At 39.5% G+C, this 23,375-nt stretch carries 18 protein-coding genes; 5 read left to right on the top strand and 13 right to left on the bottom strand.

Features of this window, described 5'->3' with window-relative positions:
- The first annotated feature begins 118 nt into the window (after nucleotides 1-118).
- Together QQK02_RS04590 and QQK02_RS04595 are read left to right on the top strand one after the other, a co-directional pair.
- Entirely contained in the window at nucleotides 119-664 is a 546-nt protein-coding gene (locus QQK02_RS04590) for a YaeQ family protein (RefSeq protein WP_284206782.1), read from the top strand.
- 609 nt (nucleotides 665-1,273) lie between these two features.
- The gene (locus QQK02_RS04595) at nucleotides 1,274-1,747 is read left to right on the top strand and encodes a hypothetical protein (RefSeq protein WP_284206783.1); all 474 of its coding nucleotides are present in this window, start codon (nucleotides 1,274-1,276) and stop codon (nucleotides 1,745-1,747) included.
- Nucleotides 1,748-2,037: 290 nt separating this feature from the next.
- Here the strand turns inward: QQK02_RS04595 and QQK02_RS04600 are convergent, their stop codons facing one another.
- The 10 genes from QQK02_RS04600 to QQK02_RS04645 all read right to left on the bottom strand — a co-directional run bounded on the left by QQK02_RS04600 (nucleotide 2,038) and on the right by QQK02_RS04645 (nucleotide 16,529).
- Nucleotides 2,038-2,559, bottom strand: a complete 522-nt coding sequence (locus QQK02_RS04600; RefSeq protein ID WP_284206784.1) for a type II secretion system protein — start codon at nucleotides 2,557-2,559, stop codon at nucleotides 2,038-2,040.
- A gap of 743 nt (nucleotides 2,560-3,302) precedes the next feature.
- A complete protein-coding gene (locus QQK02_RS04605) occupies nucleotides 3,303-4,505 on the bottom strand; it encodes an MFS transporter (RefSeq protein WP_284206785.1) in 1,203 nt (400 codons plus the stop codon).
- Between the two features lie 9 nt (nucleotides 4,506-4,514).
- Complete coding sequence (locus QQK02_RS04610) at nucleotides 4,515-6,209, bottom strand: serine hydrolase (RefSeq protein WP_284206786.1); 1,695 nt, start codon at nucleotides 6,207-6,209, stop codon at nucleotides 4,515-4,517.
- A complete protein-coding gene (locus QQK02_RS04615; RefSeq protein WP_284206787.1) occupies nucleotides 6,200-7,813 on the bottom strand; it encodes a tetratricopeptide repeat-containing sulfotransferase family protein in 1,614 nt (537 codons plus the stop codon). Before QQK02_RS04615 ends, QQK02_RS04610 begins: the two co-directional genes overlap by 10 nt.
- 112 nt (nucleotides 7,814-7,925) lie before the next feature.
- A complete protein-coding gene (locus QQK02_RS04620) occupies nucleotides 7,926-10,421 on the bottom strand; it encodes a TonB-dependent receptor (RefSeq protein WP_284206788.1) in 2,496 nt (831 codons plus the stop codon).
- Nucleotides 10,422-10,532: 111 nt separating this feature from the next.
- Nucleotides 10,533-11,390, bottom strand: a complete 858-nt coding sequence (locus QQK02_RS04625) for a carbon-nitrogen hydrolase family protein (protein ID WP_284206789.1) — start codon at nucleotides 11,388-11,390, stop codon at nucleotides 10,533-10,535.
- Nucleotides 11,391-11,534: 144 nt separating this feature from the next.
- Nucleotides 11,535-13,337 carry a MocR-like pyridoxine biosynthesis transcription factor PdxR gene (gene pdxR / locus QQK02_RS04630; RefSeq protein ID WP_284206790.1) on the bottom strand — a complete coding sequence of 601 codons (1,803 nt, stop codon included), beginning with the start codon at nucleotides 13,335-13,337 and terminating at the stop codon, nucleotides 11,535-11,537.
- A gap of 116 nt (nucleotides 13,338-13,453) precedes the next feature.
- Entirely contained in the window at nucleotides 13,454-13,615 is a 162-nt protein-coding gene (locus tag QQK02_RS04635) for a hypothetical protein (protein ID WP_284206791.1), read from the bottom strand.
- A gap of 120 nt (nucleotides 13,616-13,735) precedes the next feature.
- A complete protein-coding gene (gabT, locus tag QQK02_RS04640) occupies nucleotides 13,736-15,016 on the bottom strand; it encodes a 4-aminobutyrate--2-oxoglutarate transaminase (RefSeq protein ID WP_407705008.1) in 1,281 nt (426 codons plus the stop codon).
- Nucleotides 15,017-15,077: 61 nt separating this feature from the next.
- Complete coding sequence (locus QQK02_RS04645; protein ID WP_284206793.1) at nucleotides 15,078-16,529, bottom strand: NAD-dependent succinate-semialdehyde dehydrogenase; 1,452 nt, start codon at nucleotides 16,527-16,529, stop codon at nucleotides 15,078-15,080.
- A 107-nt stretch (nucleotides 16,530-16,636) separates the two neighbouring features.
- Between QQK02_RS04645 and QQK02_RS04650 the strand changes: the two genes are divergently transcribed.
- From QQK02_RS04650 to QQK02_RS04660, 3 genes are all read left to right on the top strand, one after another.
- Complete coding sequence (locus QQK02_RS04650; RefSeq protein ID WP_284206794.1) at nucleotides 16,637-17,539, top strand: LysR family transcriptional regulator; 903 nt, start codon at nucleotides 16,637-16,639, stop codon at nucleotides 17,537-17,539.
- A 464-nt stretch (nucleotides 17,540-18,003) separates the two neighbouring features.
- On the top strand, nucleotides 18,004-18,678 hold the full coding sequence (locus QQK02_RS04655) for an Ig-like domain-containing protein (protein ID WP_284206795.1): 675 nt from the start codon (nucleotides 18,004-18,006) through the stop codon (nucleotides 18,676-18,678).
- A 48-nt stretch (nucleotides 18,679-18,726) separates the two neighbouring features.
- The gene (locus tag QQK02_RS04660) at nucleotides 18,727-19,977 is read left to right on the top strand and encodes a hypothetical protein (protein ID WP_284206796.1); all 1,251 of its coding nucleotides are present in this window, start codon (nucleotides 18,727-18,729) and stop codon (nucleotides 19,975-19,977) included.
- Nucleotides 19,978-20,588: 611 nt separating this feature from the next.
- Here the strand turns inward: QQK02_RS04660 and QQK02_RS04665 are convergent.
- From QQK02_RS04665 to QQK02_RS04675, 3 genes are read right to left on the bottom strand one after another with little or no spacing between them, the layout of a single operon-like run.
- A complete protein-coding gene (locus tag QQK02_RS04665; protein WP_284206797.1) occupies nucleotides 20,589-21,254 on the bottom strand; it encodes a response regulator in 666 nt (221 codons plus the stop codon).
- Nucleotides 21,255-21,274: 20 nt separating this feature from the next.
- Nucleotides 21,275-22,666 carry an ATP-binding protein gene (locus QQK02_RS04670; protein WP_284206798.1) on the bottom strand — a complete coding sequence of 464 codons (1,392 nt, stop codon included), beginning with the start codon at nucleotides 22,664-22,666 and terminating at the stop codon, nucleotides 21,275-21,277.
- Between the two features lie 36 nt (nucleotides 22,667-22,702).
- Nucleotides 22,703-23,128: a Spy/CpxP family protein refolding chaperone gene (locus tag QQK02_RS04675; RefSeq protein WP_284206799.1), complete on the bottom strand. Its 426-nt coding sequence runs from the start codon at nucleotides 23,126-23,128 to the stop codon at nucleotides 22,703-22,705.
- Between the last annotated feature and the right edge of the window lie 247 nt (nucleotides 23,129-23,375).

A 23,375-nucleotide genomic window follows, 5' to 3' on the forward strand; every position in this document is an offset into this window, starting at 1 on the left:
TATAAACCATGAAGCTGAGTGAATTTAAATAGTGCCTTGGTTGAATTACCTGATTATTACAACCTAGCTTTTTCGATTGCTGTTATAATACCAACAACTTATTTGTGAAGTACCTACTATGGCTCTTAAAGCGACAATTTTTAAAGTTGAATTATCTATATCAAACATGGATAAAAACTATTACGCCGACCACTCTCTCACGATCGCAAGGCACCCGTCAGAAAGTGACAAACGCATGTTACTTAGGCTTGTCGCATTTGCTTTTAACGCTCACGAACAACTTGAGTTTACCAAGGGGTTAAGTGACGTAGATACGCCTGACTTATGGCAAAAAAGCTACAGTGATGAAATTGAGTTATGGATAGAGCTTGGTCAACCATCTGAGCAGCGCATTAAAAAAGGCTGTAATCAGTCACAACAGATGATTGTTTATAGTTACGACAACAATGCCTTTGACGAGTGGTGGAAGAAAGAGCAAAACGCGCTAAATACCCGTAAGAATCTGACAATTGCTACCGTTAATGAAACAACCATTGAGCAATTAGCAGAATTAGTGACACGGCAAATGCACATTCAAGTCACCATTCAAGACGGTCAAGCGTGGTTTAGCCTAAACGACGAAACACAAGAATTGAGCTTAACAACGATAAAAGAAGGCGAATAAATTAATTGAATGGCTCTATTAGCATTTATTACTATTGAGTATTTTAAGCCTATTAAATTTGGGTATTTATTATATTGAAAGCCTCTACTCGTTGTTTTAACTTAAGCTAGATAGACATTAATGGTTTACTTTTTAGTCATCGACCTATATAGTTGCCGCGTTATTTATTCTCCTCTCGTTTATTTAACTGATTATTCTCTGTAATAATCCGTGTTTTGTCTTTCCCTTTCACAGTCAGTCATCACTCAAACTATTAAGCTAACATTGTTGTTTGGTCTATCGAGATACACTCTCGTAATAAATTGATATTGATAATATATCTAAAAGGTTTTCACACAATAATACGGCTTTTCATATTTATGTGCTTTAGCACAAATTAAAAGAGTTTTATTATGTCTTATACATACAAAGGCAGGGTTTATTCGATTAAATCACCTGTTAAGTCCATTTCTGTTAACAAGCAAAATATAGTGGTTAACGATCAAAATGGAACTAAATTAATCAAGTTTACGAATGTAAACGATTCTAAAAATTTTTTAGACTGGATTTACCAAGTTTAACTAGCGCGGGGCTGTTGCTGAAACAGCCCTTTTTTAAGAGAGAGTTCTATTGCCAAAGTTAACCGATAATCCCGCCGTACTCAGTGAATTAAGTGACATTAATAACGAACTTAAGCCACTAAAGGAAATAGCTGATCGAGAACTGGCTTCTATTTCAGGGCTAACCGGCGTAGTTTACACACCCCACCTCGATGCTTACATGATCAAGTGCATTAAGAAGGCTGAAATATTATCATCTTTGAAAGCACAGAATATACTTCCGTTGTCAGATGTTGAAATAATTAGTGCTGCCCTCGATAAGCTATATAAAAGTACAAGAAACAATGCTGTAGTTGAATACGAAGATGCAAACTACATACGTAGATTTTTACCGCTGAAATTAACAAAATCAGGTAAAAATGTGCAACGATGGGCTAAGATTTGGCTGTTACAACTTCCTAATGGAGATATTGATCCTCACTGGGAAAGTATAGTTCGCGAGATTTGGCCTCGATATTTTTTGATTAGAACAATCAATTTTTAAGAGGGATTTAAAAAAGTTCTTTAAAATATACAGCGCAAGAACAAAACCTACCGTTGTTACCTTTGCTGCACAGCACCTAACTCTTTATACCAATTATTCCATGAAATACATCTGCCAGGAAATAAAATTTAATGAACGCTATATCCGAGTAGAAGCAGTCTAAATCAAAAAACCGACTCTACAAAAAAATTAACGGTAAGTCATTTAACGTAGAAGGCGAATCATCTCTGATTCGCCTTCTAAAATTATTCATCATTTATAGACGGTTTACTAATATTAAACATTACTCATCAGCAATCCTCTGATACAACCGTAATCGTACAGTCAGGATCACCAAACGAATCATAAATAACATAACAGCCTTGATCGGTTACTGGAGAGCTATTACTCGGTATATTGTAACCAATAAATGTATATTGGTTAGTTGTCACGGTAGGTTCGAAATCTTCTGAATCAATTTCCAAAAAGTCTTCCATATCTAGCTGTGAGCCAAGCTCTGCACTACTTTCTGGGCATAAATTCCTAAAATCAATCTCTGCAGTTCCAAAGCCAAAATCTACAATATACTCTGATTGACCACTACCTGGATTAGATGACACAGGGCTAAGGCCTTTTATTCTTGCCTTAGCTTTCACCATATCAATGGTAGATTTCATCGAGCCTTTAAGTGACGTTAAAGTAGCTATTTTTGCGTCAGTTGTAACATCAATAAACTTGGGAGCTGCTGTTGCAGCCAATATACCCAATATTACAATAACTACGACTAATTCAATCAAGGTAAAACCTCGATTTTTATGAAGAGAAGTTTGCATTAAGTTAGTTAGCATTCGTTAATTTAGACAAAAGAATAATCTAAACAGAATGTTACTTCAACTTGAAGTCTAATATGAGTAATAAGGGGAAACTTTACGCCTTAATTATCACTTAACTTTTTGTGAAATTATGTCTGCATAGAGACAGGTTATAGGGCGTACTTTTTGGCAGGCAGTGTAAGGATTGACGTATTTATCGTTAGTGCGTTTCTTAATGATTAAGTCTGCTATACCGAAAAAGCAGTCGTAGACGCTAAAACGCTGGTGTGGCTGAGAGTTTCCTGCAAGTTATTAAACGTAAAAAGGCGAACCATTATATGGCTCGCCTTTTACTTTCAAACTTGTTTTTGTTGTTTCAAACTTAATTACTCGTAATATCCCATACAACCAGATTTGGATTATCTCTTCTTTTTGCCAACAACTGCCTATCTGAATTAATAGAGTACAGGACTGAATTTGTGCAAAAAGCAGAGCTTGCTGAATTTACTGATGAAAGGGAATTCATCAAGCTAGGACGTTCACATATGCGTTAACTTTTGGTGCTACAGCAACCTAACAAATAAACTGTATCTGTATTAGGGGCTGTTGATCTTTCATTTTAGCCAAAGCCCTTTGGGTTGACTTGAAAAAGCGATATTCTTTGTTGCTTCAAGTGTATTTGGAACAACCAAACATTACTTTAAGCGCCGCGAATCTCATCTTTTTCAAGGCAACAGAGTGACAAACTGAAAGATCAACAGCCCCTAATGAGCGTCCAATTTTTTAGCTGGTATAAACGCAATAACTGCACAAGCGATTAACGCGATAGTGGCAACATTTATCATTGGTTCATACACTTCATTCGATAAGACAAGCGCGCCAGCCATCGGGCCTGATGCTAAGCCCATTTTAGAAGCAAAACCACCCATAGCTGCGTACTGCCCGGCTTTACCAAGTTCTGCGCAAATACCAAATAAATATGGCAACACGAATGCCCAACCAACGCCAACCATAATATTAGCGTATAAGTAAACATTTGCGTTATCACTATAATGTAAAATCCAAGTACAAAAAGCTGTTGATGCAATACCAATCATTAACGGTATTACTCGACCAAATTTGGTACCTACTAACATCACTAAAAATGCACCAATTAACGCCACCCAACTGGCTATTCCTAGAGAGGTGCTCATAAAGCTAGTTGATAATCCAGCTGCTTTACCAAGCGCTATCATATATGCAAATAAGCCCATATTTGCCCCTTGAAAAAGAAAAATAGCAGTTAAAGTCATCATTAACGGTTTTAATTCTGTTTTAGTATTCTTAGTACTTAATTGCCGCTGTTCTTCAACGGGATACTGAGGTAAAAACACCAGCATCACTAAGGTTAATAATGAAAAAGCGATCAAGGCACTAAAAAGCACTGTCGTACCGTAAATAGTTACTAAACTTGGTAGGTACATTAAACCTAAACCTCCCAGCCCCCATTGAATAAATAATAAGTAACCAAAGGTTTTATCAGGATCTTGTGTTCTTGAAATTATGCAAAAACCAATACCAACCAAGAGACCACCTGTAACGCCATGTAATGCTCTGAACACAATCATGATATCAGCTGAGGTAATATAAATTGAGTATAAATCTATGAGCAATATGCTTACTAAAAGACAATAAGCCCAGCGCTGCCAACGAATCTTTTTAATAATAAATACGGCTAGTAAAGCGCCAAATGACGCTCCATATAAGTTAGCTGAACTGACAAATCCAGCCTGTTGGCTTGTAAACCCTAATCCATCTTTTAAGCCACTCAGTAAGGCCGGCATAATATTTATATAAAAAATACCTGCCGTGGTTAAAAAAGCTAACATAACCTGTGCCAGTATACCGTTAGGTTGAACTTTTAATTGGGCAAACTTATTAATTAACACATTTTCACATGTCGTTGATTGAGCCGAGTAATTAGACATAAGTATCCTTTAGTTTGCACAAATTGATGTCAGCTTATTAAACTCAATTAGTGAGTTTTGCCAAGCATGGTGGTTGCTATCACTGACATAAAAAAATTGAAGTTCTGGGCTAACAATAGCTAACGCTATACCGCCGTAACCTGACATATAGGGAATAAAAGTTGATCTTTTACAGTTCACTTTCACTGAAGCGTCATATAACCAAAAGCTATTGAGATATCGAATACTCGCTAGCGGGGTTTTCATGCTGTGTTTGATATTTTTATAGATTAAATCTGCTGTCTGTAAAGAGACATAATGACTTAATTTTGCCAAGTCATCCGCGGTAAAAAATAAGCCGTAACCAGTAAACGCTTGCCCAATATCTGTGGTTTTAAGAGTACTTGATGCGATTTCGCTTAAGCCTAGCGGTAAAAATATCTTATCTACTAAAAAGTCATCAAAGAGTTTCTTATCATGACCATAATGGTGTTGATAAAAGCGATTAAGCGCTACCCCTAACAGGTAAGTATCTGAAGTATGGTAAATAAACTTATTACCCGCTGATGATTTTTTCGGATAGTGATTGCAAGCAAATTTAACTTTATCTTGATGACTTTCAGCCAAAAAAAATTTAAGTGTGTCGCTACTGCCTTCATCAACGCCATGCTTCTCCGAAGCATAAAAGCCCGTGGTCATATTGAGTAAATGCTTAAACCTCACTCCTTGCCATTGATTTTGACTGCACTCAGTTATCCAGTCAGTGACTTCTTCTTCAAGTAAGTTAGGGTGACGTGACCTTAAAGCGTCGCTAGTTAAACCTGCAAATACTGACTTTGCTAATGAATATGAGGGTAATACCATTTGCTGGCAAAAAGGATACTTACCCGTTCTGGTTTGACATTGACCATAGTAATGAATGCCTTTAAAAACGACTCCTAGCTGACTCATATCATGCTCAATAAATTCTTTAAGCTTTATGTTATCGAGGATTACATCATTATTGTAATTTAGTAGCTCTGTCAGTGGGCGACGAGGGAGTAAGGTTTGCTGTTCTATTTTTAACTGTTCGAGTATTGGCTCTGCTTTAATATCATTGAAAGTAGCAAATTTAGTTTGGCCAACACCCCACAAATTCACTTTGAAATACAAACAGGTTTCGCTCGTAAATTGGTAATAGTACTGAGAGGCTGTTCCCTGTTTATCAATTAAAAAGGTTAGCACCCCGTTATGGGTGCAGTTTTGATTTCGCTCCACTAACGTCAATGGCACAGTAAGTTGGTATGTGCCTGTTTGTTCAGTCTTTTCAACTAGGCCAACTCCTACAAAATAATCCCAATAGGCATGAGATGATGACTGCAAGCGACGCTCAACAGGAATTACGTTACCGTCAAGCGTAAAAAATTGAAACTTAATATCGGGTAACAATTCTCTGTCTAAGTGTGTATACCCTTGCTCTGCAACCGATTGTTTTTTGTCAATATAAGTAAGATAGCTTTGCTCAACATTCACTTTTAGTCTTATTTCGCCAGAGAGCTTTAAGGTGCCGCTTACAGGACTAGTATTTGGATCAACTATGTGGCTATAGTTCAATGGCACAAGTGGTGGATTTCCTTTTTGTAATACCATCGAGACAAAATCGTTAGTACCAGCGGTAACTTGCCAGTTAAATGAAGACAATAAAGTGATTAACCAAAAGCTTGTTACAGCTTTGCTTAATCGCACGGTATTCCCGCTTCGGCTAAAACATTAATCATAGGTGCTAATTGAGCTTGGTAGTGTCGCCACTTTTCAACAGAATTTTTGTATATAGGCTCTGACACTTGACTCGCGCTGGCGGTTATTACGCTATTGCCTTGTAGCCTTGTATCCAAATACTTATGCTGCCAGTTGAGCTGGCAATAGTTAAATAGCTCACGGCAAACCTGATCTGGTTCGATAACCAACTGCTCATAATCAACATCATAAAAAAGCTGACTGTCGAGCGATTGCCAATGAGACATTAATTTCTGATAAGAAAGAAAATACTGTGCGGTTTCCGTTTGTACATAAGAAAACGGATAAACCTGCTGAAATAAGGTTTTAAAGACGGCATAGCAGGTATCGATAGGTTCGCGTTTTACATGAATAATTTTGGCGGAAGGCAACGCTTTTTTAATTAGCCCGAGATATAAAAAGTTTAAGGGTAACTTATCAGTGATGTATTTAACTGAATTAGCTTTTTCTTCTGGTATTCTTTGCTTAATGGTTTTCAAGTAAGCCGCGCCAAGCTGCTTATAGTCAAGTTGAGCTGAATGTTGAATTAATGCCTGTTGCGATCTTGGCGTGCCAAATTTTTTGGTGACTTGATCAATCAGTAAGGTTGAAAATTCATTCAACTCTCCTGCTGCAAAAACACTTTGATCTGCCGCTAAGAGTTGCTCTACTAGGGTAGAGCCTGTTCTAGGCATACCAACAATAAATATTGGAGTGAGCGCTAAGCTTTCTTGGGTTGTTTCTTGGGTAGTCTCTTGCGTGGTTTGCCACCAATGATTATTTAACTCTTGCTCAATTAACGTCATCGCTTCCTGATCTTGCTTAATATCATAATGAAGGTGTTGCCGCCGCAATGCTGTCGCTTGATTTAAATAGTCAAAGGCATCGTGATATTGCGTTAAATCTTCATAGCACTTGGCTAAACTAAACAGTACTTGTATTTTTTGTTTTGGTGCTAGCGATTTCGATAATAAACTTTCAAGATGTGATATATGATTATGCTCTGCAGTCTGCTGAGTTACATCCGTTATCAGAGCGTGAGAGTCAACATCTAACGAATTAATTTCTAATGCTTTTTCTAATGCGCTACGCGCTAACTTTTTATCGCCGCGGTAACGTAATTCGGTCGCTAAATTATAGTAATAGTCGCCATTGTTAGGGGCCTTATCTATAGCCTGATAGTAATGATGCAAGGCTTTATCAGATAAGCCAAGTTGAGAGTATATCTGAGCAAGTTGCTGTTCTTGATTATCATTTAAAGCACTTGAAGTAATATCAAGAAGAAGCTCTTTTGCTAGCTGATATTGTTTTAATTGAATATGAATATTAGCCTGAGTTAATTGCCAACCAATATTGTTTGGCGATAGCTTATTGGCATTTTGAATACTTTGCAGGGCGGCTTTAGAGTTATTGATACCTAGCGCTGTTTGGCTCGTAAAGTACCAACCATTAGCATAATTAGGAAATTGCTGATTGAGCTGTTGGCTTACTTTAATAGCTTGATTGAAATCTTGGCTTTTGAGGCTTTCAATACCTTGCTTAAGTAATTGCTCATGACCTTGTAACATATTCATCTATAAGGACTTATGTTGTTTACTTTCGTTATACATCAATATATTCGAGATTGGTTTTAAAAACAAAAGTTAAGTTATCATCCTTAATAACTTAACTTTTTGTTCAGCGCTACTAGAATTGATAAGACACTGATATACCCAATGTTCTAGGACGGGCAATCATATCTTTTTGGTTATTACCATAGTAGTTTTCAAACACCCCTGTATCTGTGCTCCAGTATGTGGCCGGATAACTTGCAGTAACCCCTTCTTCATTGGTTAGGTTTTTCGCATAAAGCGCTAGCACCCAGTTTTCAAGGTAAAACTGAACGTTTGCATTGACGATAGTGAAACCATCAAATTCATCATAAACAGCACTGTCAGGCACAACAGAGTTAACTGTATCAGACTGATAATAAGCCGATAAGTTAGTGCTCATATCAATTTCATTGGTTAATGACATGGTATGACTTAATGCAATCGAGAAAGTATGCTCTGCAACTCCTGGTAAGCGAGCGCCAGCGGGAGCTATTTCTGACTCTGACTGGGGCTGAATTAAGGCTTCAGTTAACTCCGAACGGGTATAGGCATAGCCGACATTCATATTCAGTGAATCTGTCAAGGTAATACTGGCTTCAAATTCAGCACCTTTACTTTCTGCAGCGCCGCCGTTTTGTGCAATAAAAAAGCCCCACCAAGCTGTGCCGGTATTTAGTTGAGGATTTTCCCAGTCAACCATGTAAATATCTGCAGAGTATATGACATTTTCAGTCCAGCCTTTAATACCTAACTCATAGTTAGTTACAGTATCTTTGCCATAGGTCTCTACAGTTTCGGGGTTGAGCTCAGTAAATGGCCCGCTGGTTGGCACTGCGTTAGAGCCACCTCGTCTAAAACCTTCTGAATAAGTCGCATAGGCTGTCATATTATCTGCCAAGTCATAAGACAAGTTAAACTTAAACAAAGTATCGCTTTCGCTTTGAGTTTCAAATGGTACAAAAGGGATATCTTCGGGCTGTAAATATGCAAAAAAGGTAGATGTTTCATTGGTTAATTCGTTATCAAACCAACGAATACCAGCCGTGCTTCTAAAACTATCACTAAAGTGATAAGTAAATTCACCGAATATCGCTAAGTCGGTAAAATTTTCATTTCGAATATATGAAAAATCCATATCATTAATTGCGGGTACTCCTGCCCACCAACTGCCATTAGCGGCGCAAGCATCGCCAACATCAACACAGGCAAAGCCATATTCACCCAATCCGCGTAAATGCGAGAAGTTAGTCGTTTTACGATCTTGATCCGTATAAAAAGCACCAATTAACCAATCAATGCTGTCATTGTCATCCGTATTTGATACTAAGCGAAACTCTTGAATTACTGCCTCATCTTCAAAGCCTGCTTCAACATGCGCCGCTGGACGAGGGTTGCCAGTATATAAAATATCAAACCAGTTAGTAAAACCAACACCACCGGTGCGGTCAGTTACCCATAAACTGGTATTATCACGCCAACCACTACCTTCATGGGTATAAGAAGAGGTATTTGAAGTCAATGTAGCAAAGCCTAAGTCAGCAACTATTTCTAAACTGACTAAGTCAACATCTCGTTCAGATTGCTCTAAGAATGTTGAGCCATTTTCATAATCACCATACTCATTACCCAAGTAATCAGCGCCGCGAGTAACCGCACGGCGACCACCAATTTCATCACTTTGATTATGGTAGGTAAGAAGTAAATCTACGTTATCTGTAAGCTCGGAACCTAGCGCAATCTTTACATAAGTTTGTTCGACAGTATCAACATCTTTTTTGCTGCGATAACAAGAACCATTAAATGTTAACTCTTCAGCGGTAAGCTGGCCATTAACAGGCACACAGTCGCCATTATCAGCTTTAACTACAGGCACCCCACCATTATCTACTTGGTATAAGTTAACTTGATCGATAATACCGTCATTATCCACTTGACTGACAACGACACGAACCGCTGTTTTATCTGAAAGAGGCAGGTTAAACATACCATCAAAAGACATATTATTACCGTCGGAGCCATCTGTTTGACCAAAGTCCAATTTTACACTGCCTTCGGTAAGATCTGCATCGGGTTTATTCATGATATAGCGCACGGTACCACCCAATGCACCAGAACCATAAAGTGTACCTTGAGGGCCACGCAATAACTCAACACGTTCAATATCTTTTAATAAGAAGTTGGCAAATACAGGTGTGCTATCAACATAAGTAGAAACAGTTGGTACCGTCGATTGGCCAACATCTGCCCCTGAAAATCCACCTTCAACATTGATACCTCTAATAATCATGCTATTTGCAGTACCGCCATTTCTCGGACCTTTATCAATTAACGTAATACCGGCAAAATTTCTCACCAATTCAGAGTTATCTAACACATTGCGTGATTCAAGCTCCTCTCCAGACATTGCGGAAATATTAAATGGCAATTCATCAATAGTTGAAGTTCTGTGAGTTGCAGTAACTTGAATACGCTCCACTTCAGATTCTTGCTGATTTTGTTCAGCTTGAGCTACCAATGAGGTTAACGATAAGAGTAATGCTGAGGTGACAGCATTTGCGACTAACGACTTGTTGAAGGTTTGTGCTTTCATGTTTTGCTTCCAGTTTCTGTTGTTTTTTTTTTCGCCTAACTTCAGACTAATCCATGATTGACCACGTTTTATAGCGCCAGTTAGGAACAATCTATAGTTCCAGAATTATTTCTAGCTATTTTTTTTTGATGCTGGCAATTTAAGCTCACCAAGCTTACTTAACTCATTGTCATTGTTTATTATTTTTGAAACCTGTTGAATTATCCGACGGTTATCCCGAAAGCTCTTTAACGGCTGACCAAGATTAAATAGACCGTTTTCTCGATTTCGCCTGACATTAGAAAAATCAACTTCTATAGGGATAACTTCTTCATCTGAGCCTGCTTGGTAAATCAGGTTACCATCTGGCCCTACCATTATTGATTGACCATTTCCCAGTGGACTAGAAGCATTGAGACCAAAAACATAACACTGGTTTTGTATGGCCGTAGCTTGGCTTAGTATTAATTCTTTCTGGCGATCAATGGTTCCAGTTAAGGTAGGGTAAATAAGCACTTCTGCACCTAAGCAAGTCAAGGAGCGAGCAACCTCAGGAATCCAGAGGTCGTAGCAAATAGCAATGCCAATACGCCCTTGCGGGACATCAAACACAACAAAGTCTTGACCTGCTTCTACGCCACTCTCATATGGATAAAATGGATATATTTTACGATACCGTTCAATCACCTCTCCTTGATTATTAATGACAGGCGCAGTGTTATAGACTTTGTCATCTACTTGCTCAAAAAAGGAGCCAGGTATTAGCCAAATATCATTTTCTTTAGCCAATTGACAATATAACTTTTCAGCTTTACTTGGCAGGGGGCTCGCAAATTTTTTATCAACACCAAAACTTGCTAATTCACTGATGACTATCATATCTAGCCATGGAAAACGTTTTTTAGTGTGAACTATTTTCTCACTAATAAGATCTGTCGAATCGCCTGACGACAACTTTAACTGGAGACCAGCAATGGAAAAATGACTCATAAATAATTACACCCAACTAAGAGAGCTACCTAAAATATGATTTGATGTAATCACTTTATAAAATGAACGACGCCAACATTAGTACCAGTATCAGCAAAAAAATGGTACCAGTTAGTTTTTTTAAGAAATATTTAATTAAGTTAGCTAGAGTATCGTTAAGTGACGAACAAAAGCGTAATGATGATCAAACCATTTCATTTTATTACCGTCAGTAACTACATAAAATCCTTTAACTTCACCATAGCCCCAGAGTTTCCATTGACGACAATACATGCCGTTTTCGATCCACCATCGCCCAGTATCTGTCTCATTATCAATCCCCCCCGTATAGCCAAACATCTTTCCGTCAGGTAGTAATTCAATTACACACGGGACACCATAGACCATTTGGCATTCGAGTTTACTTCCGGAAAGCACACTATCTAGTGTGGAATTATCGAGTAATTGCCCTTTACTATTTGAGAAACTTTCTTCGTCATCAGATAATTTATGAATGAGCTCTGCCAGCTTACTGACACCTGTCCTGATCCGTTCGTTACTGATACTGGTAATGCCCATACGAAAACAGTTTTCTGGTGATTCTACCGTTGCAAAGTAACGCTTTACCGGTTCAATCAAAATGCCAATTTCAGCTGCCTCTTCTCGTAACCGTTGACCATCAAGGTTTTTAGGTCCAGTTATCCAATAAGCAGTTCCGCCTTGTATAGGGCCAGTATTTATGCAGTTAGGGAGGTAAATATTAAGTGCTTCTCTTAATGTAAGCCAACGTTCAAAAAAGATTTTGTGTAAGTGCATCATATAAGAGTCGTAATAACCCAAGGCTAGAAAGTGTGCAACCGCTCTTTGGTTATTTAACGGTGGAGTTCGGGTAGTTACTTTTCTTAGCTTTCGTAACTCATGAATAACCCCTGAATCAGCAACAATAAAAGCGATTTGAATACCCGATGCTAAAACCTTTGATAAGCAAGAAACATAAACAACGCGATTTTCTTTGTCTAAACTTTTTAACGCTGGGTGAGGTTGGCCTAAGAAGTTACTTTCAAACTCAAAGTCATCTTCAATCACCAATAAGTCTTGTTGATGAGCCTTTTCAAGTAACTGTTTTCTTCTTTCCATCGACATAGTGACACTTGTCGGTGTTTGATGACTCGGAGTCGTATAAAGCAAATCGCAAACATCTAGCTGACTGCAAACAGTTATGCCTTGGTTGTCAACAGGTTGATGAACAATAGAGGCTCCTTTATGCATCAACAACTCTCGCATTTCAGGATAGCCAGGCTCTTCAACAGCAACAGTGACCGTATTGTCAACAAATAAGTCGGTGATTAGGCTTAACGCCTGCTGGCTTCCGATGGTGATGATTATTTCATCTCTATCTGCAACGATACCGCGTCTTGGTAATATCTTACTTCTAATCTCTTCAATAAGCTTAGGATCATCATCAATGCCTTGTAACTTTGACCATTGATAGATTTCTCTTGGCGCATTGGCCTTTCTATTCGCTTCACGCCATTGGGTAACAGGGTATAAGGATGAGTCATATTTACCATCAATAAATGGAAATTGGTAATCCTGCCAATTTTTAGGACTGGATGAGGCATTAGTGGAATGCCATGCTCCCTTATACCTATGATGATTATCTATCGGTTGCCGTTTGAATTGTAACTCTCGATTCTTATTAGCAACTTTTCCTTGCGCTATTTCATCACAAACATATATCCCACTCCGTTGCTTGCTTATAATATAACCTTCATCAAGTAATGCTTGATAAACAAGGGTAACGGTATTTCGAGAAACATTGAGTTGCTTGGCTAGTTTCCTAGAGGAAGGCAATTTACTTCCTGGTAAAAAGGAGCCCCGCAAAATGCCTTCAACCAATTGCTGTCGAATTTGACTCTGCAGGCTGTCTTCTTTATCGAAATCAATATGGATAAGAGTTGTGTTCATTGTTCAACATTATCTTAGTATTGAGTAAGTTAGCAACCCTTTTGATATTTATCCGTAATCAACTTCAGGCTTTATGCTGACTAGTGGTAGTGATATCAATGTTGCTTATATCAACGTTAGTTATAACCTAAGATAAAGCTTTTTTCGTCCTGCTCTATTTGTCTGTCAAAATCTTGAATAGCTTCATTTTCAGTTTGTTTGGGGTCATTATTACTTACTAAAGTTTGCATTTCTGCAAATAGGCAGGTTTCTAATAAATCTTTTGATATATTTCTCATAGCTAAACTCCGGTAATGAAGCAAAGCCAACAAAGCTTTGCCTTATTTACAGCTCTTATATTCCTCTGTTGAATATTCGCTAACATCGAGCACTTCAAAGCATTATCAATAGATAGATGATTATGCTAATTGCTCGAATAAGGCTTCAAAGTTATCTAATGCTTCTGTCATTATGTCATCAGGCATGGTTAAAGCGGGTAAAAAGCGAATAACATTGCCATAGAACCCACAAGCTAACAGAATTAATCCTGCTTTTTTAGCCCCTGCGATAATCGCTTGAGTTAACGCTGTATTTGGTTGCTCTGCATCTCCATTTTCAATAAGCTCTAAAGCAATCATTGCTCCTTGATTTCTTACATTGAGAATAAGTGCAGGGTATTTTTCTTTTAACTTACTTAAGCGTTGATTAAACCTTTGGCCAATAATGTTTGCACGTGCGATTAAATTATCGCTCTCAATCACGTCCAATACAGCAAGTGCCGCAGAACAAGCCACAGGTGATCCACCATAGGTACCACCTAGTCCTCCAGGGTTAGGTGCATCCATAATTTCTGATTTGCCTACAACCGCAGCAATAGGGAAACCACCAGCTATACCTTTAGCCATAGTAATCAAGTCAGGCTCTACATGAGCATGCTCAAAACTAAACATTTTTCCCGTTCTGCCAAAACCCGTTTGAATTTCATCGGCAATTAACAATATGCCATGCTGATCACAAAGCTTGCGTAGTGCTTGTAGAAATTCAGCAGGTGCCTGATAAAAACCGCCTTCTCCTTGTACTGGCTCAACAATAATTGCAGCGGTATCTTCAGGGGCAATATCCACTTTAAAAAGGTTTTCTAATGCTTTTAACGATTGCTCAACGCTAATACCATGAACATCGATAGGAAAAGGAGCATGAAAAATATCACCAGGAAATGGGCCAAATAAGTTTTTATAAGGGGTAATTTTGCCCGTTAATGCCATTGCTAGATTAGTTCTCCCGTGAAAACCGCCATTAAACGCAATAACACCACGACGACCTGTTTTAGCGCGTGCTATTTTCACACAGTTCTCTACCGCTTCTGCACCTGTAGAAACAAAGATCGCTTTTTTTTCTGAGTTACCTGGGGCAATCGCTGTTAATTTTTCAGCTAATTCAACCCCCACTTCATAAGGGTTAACCATAATGCACGTGTGGCTAAACTTTTCCACTTGCTCTTTGACTGCGGCAATAACTTTTGGGTGGCTATGGCCAGTATTACAAACCGCAATACCTGTGCCTAAATCGATATAGCGATTTCCTTCGACATCCCATACTTCTGAATTCAATGCTTTTTCAACATACACTGGATACATATTGCCTTGACCACGCGCAATTACCTGAGTCTTTCTAGCTTGTAATGATTGATTTGTTGTCATTGTCATAATTCTATTTAATTAATTTGCTGCTTATCTTAGTTGTTTGTGTTGCAGGGCTAGTTTAGATGCCACCCATACATAGATATTTAAGTTCTAAATAATCATCTAAACCATATTTAGAACCTTCTCGTCCATTACCTGACTGCTTAACACCACCAAATGGAGCTGCAGCATTAGAAATAATGCCTTCATTAATGCCAACCATGCCATACTCAAGTTTTTCAGAGACTCGCCATACACGACCAATGTCTCTCGAATAAAAATAAGCGGCTAAACCATACTCGGTATTATTGGCCAGAGTGATCACCTGTTCTTCTGAGTCAAATGTAATGATTGGTGCCACGGGACCAAAAATTTCTTGCTGAGCAATCGGCATATCATTGGTAACATCGCTTAAGACAGTTGGAGGATAATAGTGTGAACCAGCTTCTAACAACTCTCCGCCGGTAACCACCTTAGCGCCTAATGAAACAGAGGCGGTTACCAATTCATGAACATTTGCAACGGCTTGTGGTGAGATCATAGGGCCAATATTCACCCCTTCGGTTAAACCATTACCTAGAGTAAGCTTGGCAACGGCTTGTTTATATTTTTCGGTAAACACTTGCGCGATACCTGACTGCACAAAAATACGATTAGTACAAACACATGTTTGACCTGCATTACGATATTTAGAAGCTATTGCTCCTTGAACAGCAGCATCAACGTCTGCATCATCAAAAACAATAAATGGGGCGTTGCCACCTAGTTCCATTGATACTTTTTTTATAGTGGAAGCACATTGAGCAATTAATTGGCGGCCAACTTGGGTAGAGCCGGTAAAGGTAAACTTTGCAATATCAGGGTGCTGCGTTAACACTTCACCAATGCCACGGGCATCATCACCAACGATAATATTAAAAACACCCGGCGGCATCCCAGAACGCTCAGCCAGCTCAGCCATAGCAAGCGCCGACAATGGCGTTTGAGAAGCTGGACGGCCAATAAAAGTACAACCGGCTGCAAGCGCAGCAGCAGCCTTACGAGCAATCATTGCATTAGGGAAATTCCATGGTGTCACTGAAGCAACAACCCCAACAGCTTGTTTGGTAATGACAATACGCTTATCACTTGATGGAGCTGGAATAGTATCTCCATAAACTCGCTTCCCTTCTTCTGCAAACCATTCAATATAAGCTGCACCATAAGTAATTTCGCCTCTGGCTTCAGCAAGAGGCTTACCTTGCTCTAAAGTTAATATGGTTGCGAGATCTTCTTGATGTTCAATTATTAAATCAAACCACTTTCGCATTAACTTAGCTCGTTCAGCTGCTGCTAGAGATGACCACAATGGCATTGCCTGTTTTGCGGCTTTTACTGCTAAGTCAACTTCACCAACCGCAGCATCAGATACTTGAGCGATCACTTCACCTGTTGCAGGATTAGTTACCATTAACTGGTTTTCACTAGCATGCCAGCTACCATTTATATAAGAATGATTTCTCAGTAATTGTGGGTCATTCAATGTCTGCATCTAGCTTACTCACATAAATATTTATAAAATTCTTTAGCCATTGAAACCGAAATATAACTCTGGTTAAATACCAAACTATCAACCTTTAGTTTGAGAAATATCAAACAATGATTAGAAAACCAGTAACCGAATATGATCTAAAATTATTAAAAGTATATCTTGCAGTGGTTGAACACGGCGGCTTTTCAAGCGCTGCCAGCGCACTTGGTCTTACTCGTTCTACCATCAGTATACATATGTCAAATCTCGAAACCCGATTAGGTTATAAGCTTTGTAATCGAGGGCGTGCTGGTTTTTCCTTGACCGAACAAGGCAGAGAGGTTTATAGCGCTTCGTTAAAGTTATTTGATTCTTTTGATGACTTTGGCAGGCTAATTGGTAGTTTAGGTCACCAACTTACTGGTGAATTAGTGATTTTATGCGCAGAGCAGCTTGATGCAGCAAAACAAAAAAAATTAGGGCAAGTCATCCAATTTATACATGATCAATTCCCTAATCTACATATAGTTCTTGATGGGGGATCAATCGAATTTATAGAAAAACAACTACTGAGTGAAAAAGCTCATGCAGGCTTATATCCGTGCTACCTACCTTTAGATGGCTTAGAATATAAAAAAGTGTTTTCTGAAACCATTTATTTATGCTGTAGTGAACAGCATCATTTTTTTCAGTTAACAGACACTCAACTAACCGAAAAAATGCTAGCAACAGCCTCAGCTATTCATCCCGGCATTGATATTGACGTAAAAGGTCGTGAGCAACTAAATAAACTCAATTTATCTGCTAAGTCTTATCAATTTGATACTCGAAAGGCGATGATAAACTCGGGCCGTTACTTAGGTTTTCTCCCACAAAGCTATATTCAGCAAGAGCTAAATAATGGTTCAATGCGGATCATCAAACCAAGTGAGTGTTTCTACGATTTTGAGCTGTCCTTAGTGAATAAAAAAATAACCAGGGAGCCTAAAAAGTTAGAACTTATTAATCTTGCGTTTAAACATGCTTTTTAGTAAAAATTAAACAAAATTGTATCTGCTTCCACTAAAGCTATGTTCTGAATTACACAAATCCAATAGAACCTGAAATATTCATACCTTCACCTTTTATTATTTACCTTCTGAATTTTTGAATATGTCGTCAAGTTGCCTCGAACTGGGCTATCTTCGGTAACAAAAGCATCCAGCGCTTCTGTAAATAGGGTAACTTGAGTACGGCTTTACCCCTTAATATGGCTTGACATAATCCGTCTATCCTCACCATTAATTTACTGATTATTATATCAATTATCCTACTCAATATTTAGGCTGATTGTTCATGAGTAGCAGGGCTTAGACCAAAAAGTAAACAGAGTTTTCACACAGCCGGAGCGAATAGGTGGCGTTATTGAGGAATGCTGGCAATTTTGGCAAGCTCGTCTAGTATTGGTAATTGAGCTAGCTCAGCATCGGCTTATTCCCAGAGAGGAGGTTTAACTATGGAGCGATTTAGCCTACAACACTTTTTCTTTATCTGTTTAATATCACTGATAACAGCTTGCGGCGGAAGTAGTAATGATGTTAATTCAGAGCCCCCCGTTAATGATGCTCCGGTAGCTAGTGCTCAATCAGTCTCTGTCAATGAAGACGAGTCGATTAGCATAACACTCACAGGTAGCGACAGCGATGGAACAATATCGAGCTATAACGTTGGCACACCTGCAAGTGGCACCATTACAGGTACAGCACCTGATTTGACGTACACGCCAAATACTGATTTTAACGGTAGCGATAGCTTCACTTATACGGTCACTGATGATGATGGCGCAACGTCAAGTGAGGCAATTGTTTCTATCACAGTAACCCCTGTTAATGATGATCCGATAGCTAGTGCTCAATCAGTCTCTGTCAATGAAAACGAGTCGATTAGCATAACACTCACAGGTAGCGATAGTGATGGAACTATAGCGAGTTATAACGTTGGCACACCTGCAAATGGCACCGTTACAGGTACTCCACCTAATTTAACGTACACGCCAAATACTGATTTTAATGGTAACGATAGCTTTGCTTATACGGTAACTGATGATGGTGGTGCGACGTCAAGTGAGGCTATTATATCAATTACCATAACCACCCAAGCGATTAGCATTAGTAGCCTCTACAACACCTGATCAGTAACCACACCAGAGCAACCCAAAACAGCCGCAGACACCAATAATGTGAGTAATTACGGTCAAGATACACCAATAGATTTTTATCCAAACACCAACGGTACTGTCGATATATTCTGGCAAGATCGGGGGGAAGCGGCATCTAGCTGGAATTTGACAACCCACACATCAATAACCGATGCCAGCATTAGCGCCACGATCAACTTACCCAGCAGTATAGAGCAATCAGGGCGCTTTTTAGGCGTGAGCAAAAAAGAATCGACCAACACCTACTTTTTAGCTTATAGCGCAGATAACGACTTTGCGGTGAGAGATAGCAATGGAAACTGTGAGCAAGTCAATGGTTCGAGTGACAATTGCAACGGCGCATTTTGGATTACAGGCTTTAGCACGGACGGTTTCAGCGATTTTGATACATTAATTTTCGGTAATGTTGACCTTACCGTTTCGGGAGTTCACGGCGAAACAACCAAAGGCAATCCTGGTCAGGCTTCAACTGGCGTGCTCAGCTACCACGAAACAACCGACAAAGTTGTGATTTACGCTGGTCACAAGCAGCGCTGGTCTGACGATGTCCGTCACCAAGCAGTCTGGCTAGGCACTATCGACAGCGTTGGCACACTAGATACAGCGATGAGTGGTTGGTACTCCTCACACAACTTTGATCAACGGATCCTTCTGGCTAGTGACGACTTCATTTACACACTGGCTCATGGCGATGCCTTTCCACGTTCTTTGCAACTGGGCCAATGGGATATTACCGCGCTTAGTCACAATTACACCCTCGAGTACTATGAAATAGAAAATGGTAGTACTGGTAGCAACACCACTTTAACAGACACAGGCACTTTGGCAGAGCTTGGCAGTGGCGTGTTTGCCGTTGCTTTCGCTACCGAGGACAATCGAGATTCGCGAGATGTTCGACTGCAAGTCATTTCCGGTGTAACAAGCAACACCACCAACATCGACACAGACGTATGGTTAACGGAATATAACAACCTTCGCATGGCCGCAAACGGTATAAAGGTTGCGTCCGCTGGAGATGAGCACATCATTGTGGCATGGAATGCATACCAAGGTTCGACTCCCGATAACAGCACCGCAACAGGGGATTACGTCAATACCACCATCGCGCTGTATGACCTGACGGGAGAACTGGTTGATTCGATGACGTTAGATGACCAGCTGTTGCCAACACAACCGTTCCGCCAATCTGCCGATGGCAATAGCGTTATTTGGGTTACCGCATCTGAAAATGCGGAGCTGATTATTCACAGCATAGATATCAGTGCGCTGTAGCAGATCTTTAGGTGGTTCGTTGGTAACTATTCAGCTTCAGTATTCTTAACAATATACGGCAACTCTTTTTTAAAGAGTCGCTCGACGAGTGTGATTGGCGTTACCAATATGCGAGTTTGGCATAGAGCCGAGCACAATCGTTAGAAGATTTATTAAGGGTTTTCTAGAATCGGAGAATGTCAACGACCGCTATAGAGCGTCAGTAGCCACTATCAGTCAAGCTTTGAACGACTAGCGAATGACCGCTCCTCGCTCATTTGAGACCTTAATTCAGAGCGGTCATATATGACTATTCGATATTAATAAACTCAGCCATCAGAATCGAAAAAGGCAAATCATTCATTGATTTGCCTTTTTCATATACCGTTAATTACTAAGTCACAAACTTAATTAAGCATCGACAATGATGTAGATCTTCAATTAACTTTGTGAACTGCCTTTTTTAAAAATCAAATACTTACAGTATAAATTTCTCAAATAAAATTGTGAATATAATCGACTTTTAACCCAACCCTTTAAACATTGATTCAATTAAAATTGTGAAGAGGTTTACTTTCTGATTACCAGGTAAAATTATTTACATAGTTTAAAGTTGTTGTAGCAGCGAAGCATTACGGCAGCAAAAACCGATAACCTACTCCATAAACCGAGCCGATGAAGTCATGTTGTAACGGGGCGGCGAGTAGTTTTTTGCGTAAATTAGCCACGTGGCTATCGACGGTTCTGTCGCTTACTTCTCGGTAATCGTCGTACATTTTGTTGAGTAGTTGTTCGCGGTTCCATACGTTGTCGGGTTTAGACGTAAATGCGTGTAAAATGCGGAATTCGACTGGGGTTAACGGCAGTTCTACATTTTGCAATTTGGCTCGTTGACTGGCGACATCAAGTTCAAACAATGTGTCGGATGCTTTGGTCGAAACTCGTCGTAATATAGTTTTGATCCGCGCCATGACTTCTTTCGGGCTAAATGGTTTGCAGATGTAGTCGTCTGCACCAATTTCTAAACCTAACAGGCGGTTGATTTCTTCTACTTTGGCGGTGATCATTAAAATTGGCACTTCGCTAAATTCTCTTATTTGTTTGCACAGTTCCGTGCCAGAGATATTCGGCAACATGATGTCTAACAATATGGCATCAGGCTCGTTTTCTTTGACCCAACTTATGACATCTGCACCGTCATTGATGATGTGATGATTGTAGCCAGAGCCTTGTGCGTATTTTGCCAATATCGTCGCAATCTTTTCGTCGTCTTCAACAATTAAAATTTTGTTTGTCATGTTCAAATGTACTCTCTGAATTAACTAATTGAACTTATACGGGTTGGTATTACAGGTAATGTCATCGAAACCGCCAAGCCATTAACGCCACCTTTGAGTGATGAACGGGCGGCGCTTATCTTACCGCCATGAGCTTCGACTATCGCAGCGCAAATCGCCAAACCAAGACCGCTGCCACCTGAGAATTTATTACGGGATTCATCAACGCGGTAAAGTCGGTCGAACAATTTAGGTAGAGATTGTTCAGATATTTCTGGCGCGGTATTTTCAATCACTAAGGTGACAAATTCATTATCTAGGCTTGATGATATTCGCACTTCACCTGCTTTGTCCGTATATCGTGCGCAATTTTCAAATAGGTTTATCAACACTTGTTGCAAGCGGGCTTTATCAACTTCAGCCATTAACGTATTTGGCAGTTGATTGCTCGCGGTTATGTTCTTTTCCGCAAAAATCGGTTGGTACTTTTGCAGGCATGCTTGAACCATTTCACTTATGTCATTGGGTTGGCACTCCAATCGCAATTCGCCCTGATCCGCTAGGGTTAATTGGTGTAAATCCTCCACCAGTTTATTAAGGCCTACAACTTCCTCTTTTAGCGAGGTTATTGCGTTGTTATCAAAAGGCGTGAGCCCATCTTCTAAACATTCTAGCTCTCCCCTCATTATGGTGATGGGTGTGCGTAATTCGTGGGATATATCCGCTATCCAACGTTGACGGGAATCTCGGTTTTGCTCAAGAGTATTGGCTAAAAAGTTAACATCGGATGATAACTGGCCAAGTTCATTGCCATGTTTATAGTCACTGCGGGCGGTAAGGTCGCCTTTGCGAAGATTGTTCAATACATTGGCGATATCAGAAATTGGTTTGGTGAGTCTACGGGAAAAGAAGTAAGCGGATAAAAACGCGGTCAGCAGGGTAAGTAACATGATGAAAATGAGACTTCTAACCTGTTGTTTCACAACCTGGCTATCAAGCTCCGCTTTGACCTCACTGTTATCTTTTACCGCAAGAAAGCCAACTTCTTTGTTTTGATGGTAAATCGCGGTTAATTTCATGTTTGATTCAAATTCGCCAATTAACGCGGCCTTGTTTGCGTCTAACAAGGCGACACCACGAGGAAAGTCTAATCTTACCATCCATTTGTTGAGTCGTTCTGAACCGTTTTTATCAGCTGTGCCCTTATCAGAATTTACTGTATCAAACTGATCCGTGAGAAACTGCCAGTTGCTGTTTTCTGCAAAACGGTCGGTTAACCTGAGTTGCAGTTTTTCAATTCGCTCTGTTCGACTTTTGCTGATGAACTCGTTAAACGCATAACTAAACCTAAGTTGTTGTAACAACAGCAGGAAAATAGTGCTGATCAAAGCAGTGGCAAAGATAGCGACAAATACCGAGTTTCGTAATTTCATAATTCAATGCTCTGTTGTTTATAGTGGGCGAGCATATTACCTAGATGCCCGAATACGGCTACGAATTTTGCTGGCGATTTCTTCTTGGATCTCTTGGTATTCCGCTAACTGCTCATCAGTAAGCACAGTTTCAAGTTCGGTTAACGTTTGCTCGCGCAGTTCTTCCATTTCGTTTTTCAGTTTTCGTGCTTTACGAAATCCTAACTTTTCACCTGATTTTATCTCATAACTGTCTAGGTCAATACCATAGTCACTGAGAATAGCTTGTCGTTTTGACATGCTATTTTCAAAAATGGGTGTTACTTGCTCTTTCTGTTTATCCGTTAAATTTAAACGTGTTTTTGTCTGTTCGACTTGCTGTTTAACTTTTGCGATTCCGTCTGAAATACCACTAGCGTTAACGGTGATCGCAAAGACGCTAAAAAAACAAGCCAGTAATACATTTAATGGGCGTTTAGTCATGTGTTTTTCCTTTTAGCCAAAGATCTGTTAATGAACACACCTTAAGGTTAATAGCATTTAGCAATGTTCAATACAAAGCGTTAAAAGTAAAAGAGTTTGTCATTCCGAGGGAGCTTTAGCGAGCCGAGGAATCTTATTTTGATTAAAGATCTCTCCACTCGGCTTTGGCATCCTCGGTTTTATCTCCAGAGTCACTCTAACTACGTGCATCCATGCACTAGTCGGTCGAGATAACTGCTATATATAC

The organism is Thalassotalea eurytherma, from assembly GCF_030161415.1.
GTDB lineage: Bacteria > Pseudomonadota > Gammaproteobacteria > Enterobacterales > Alteromonadaceae > Thalassotalea_G > Thalassotalea_G eurytherma.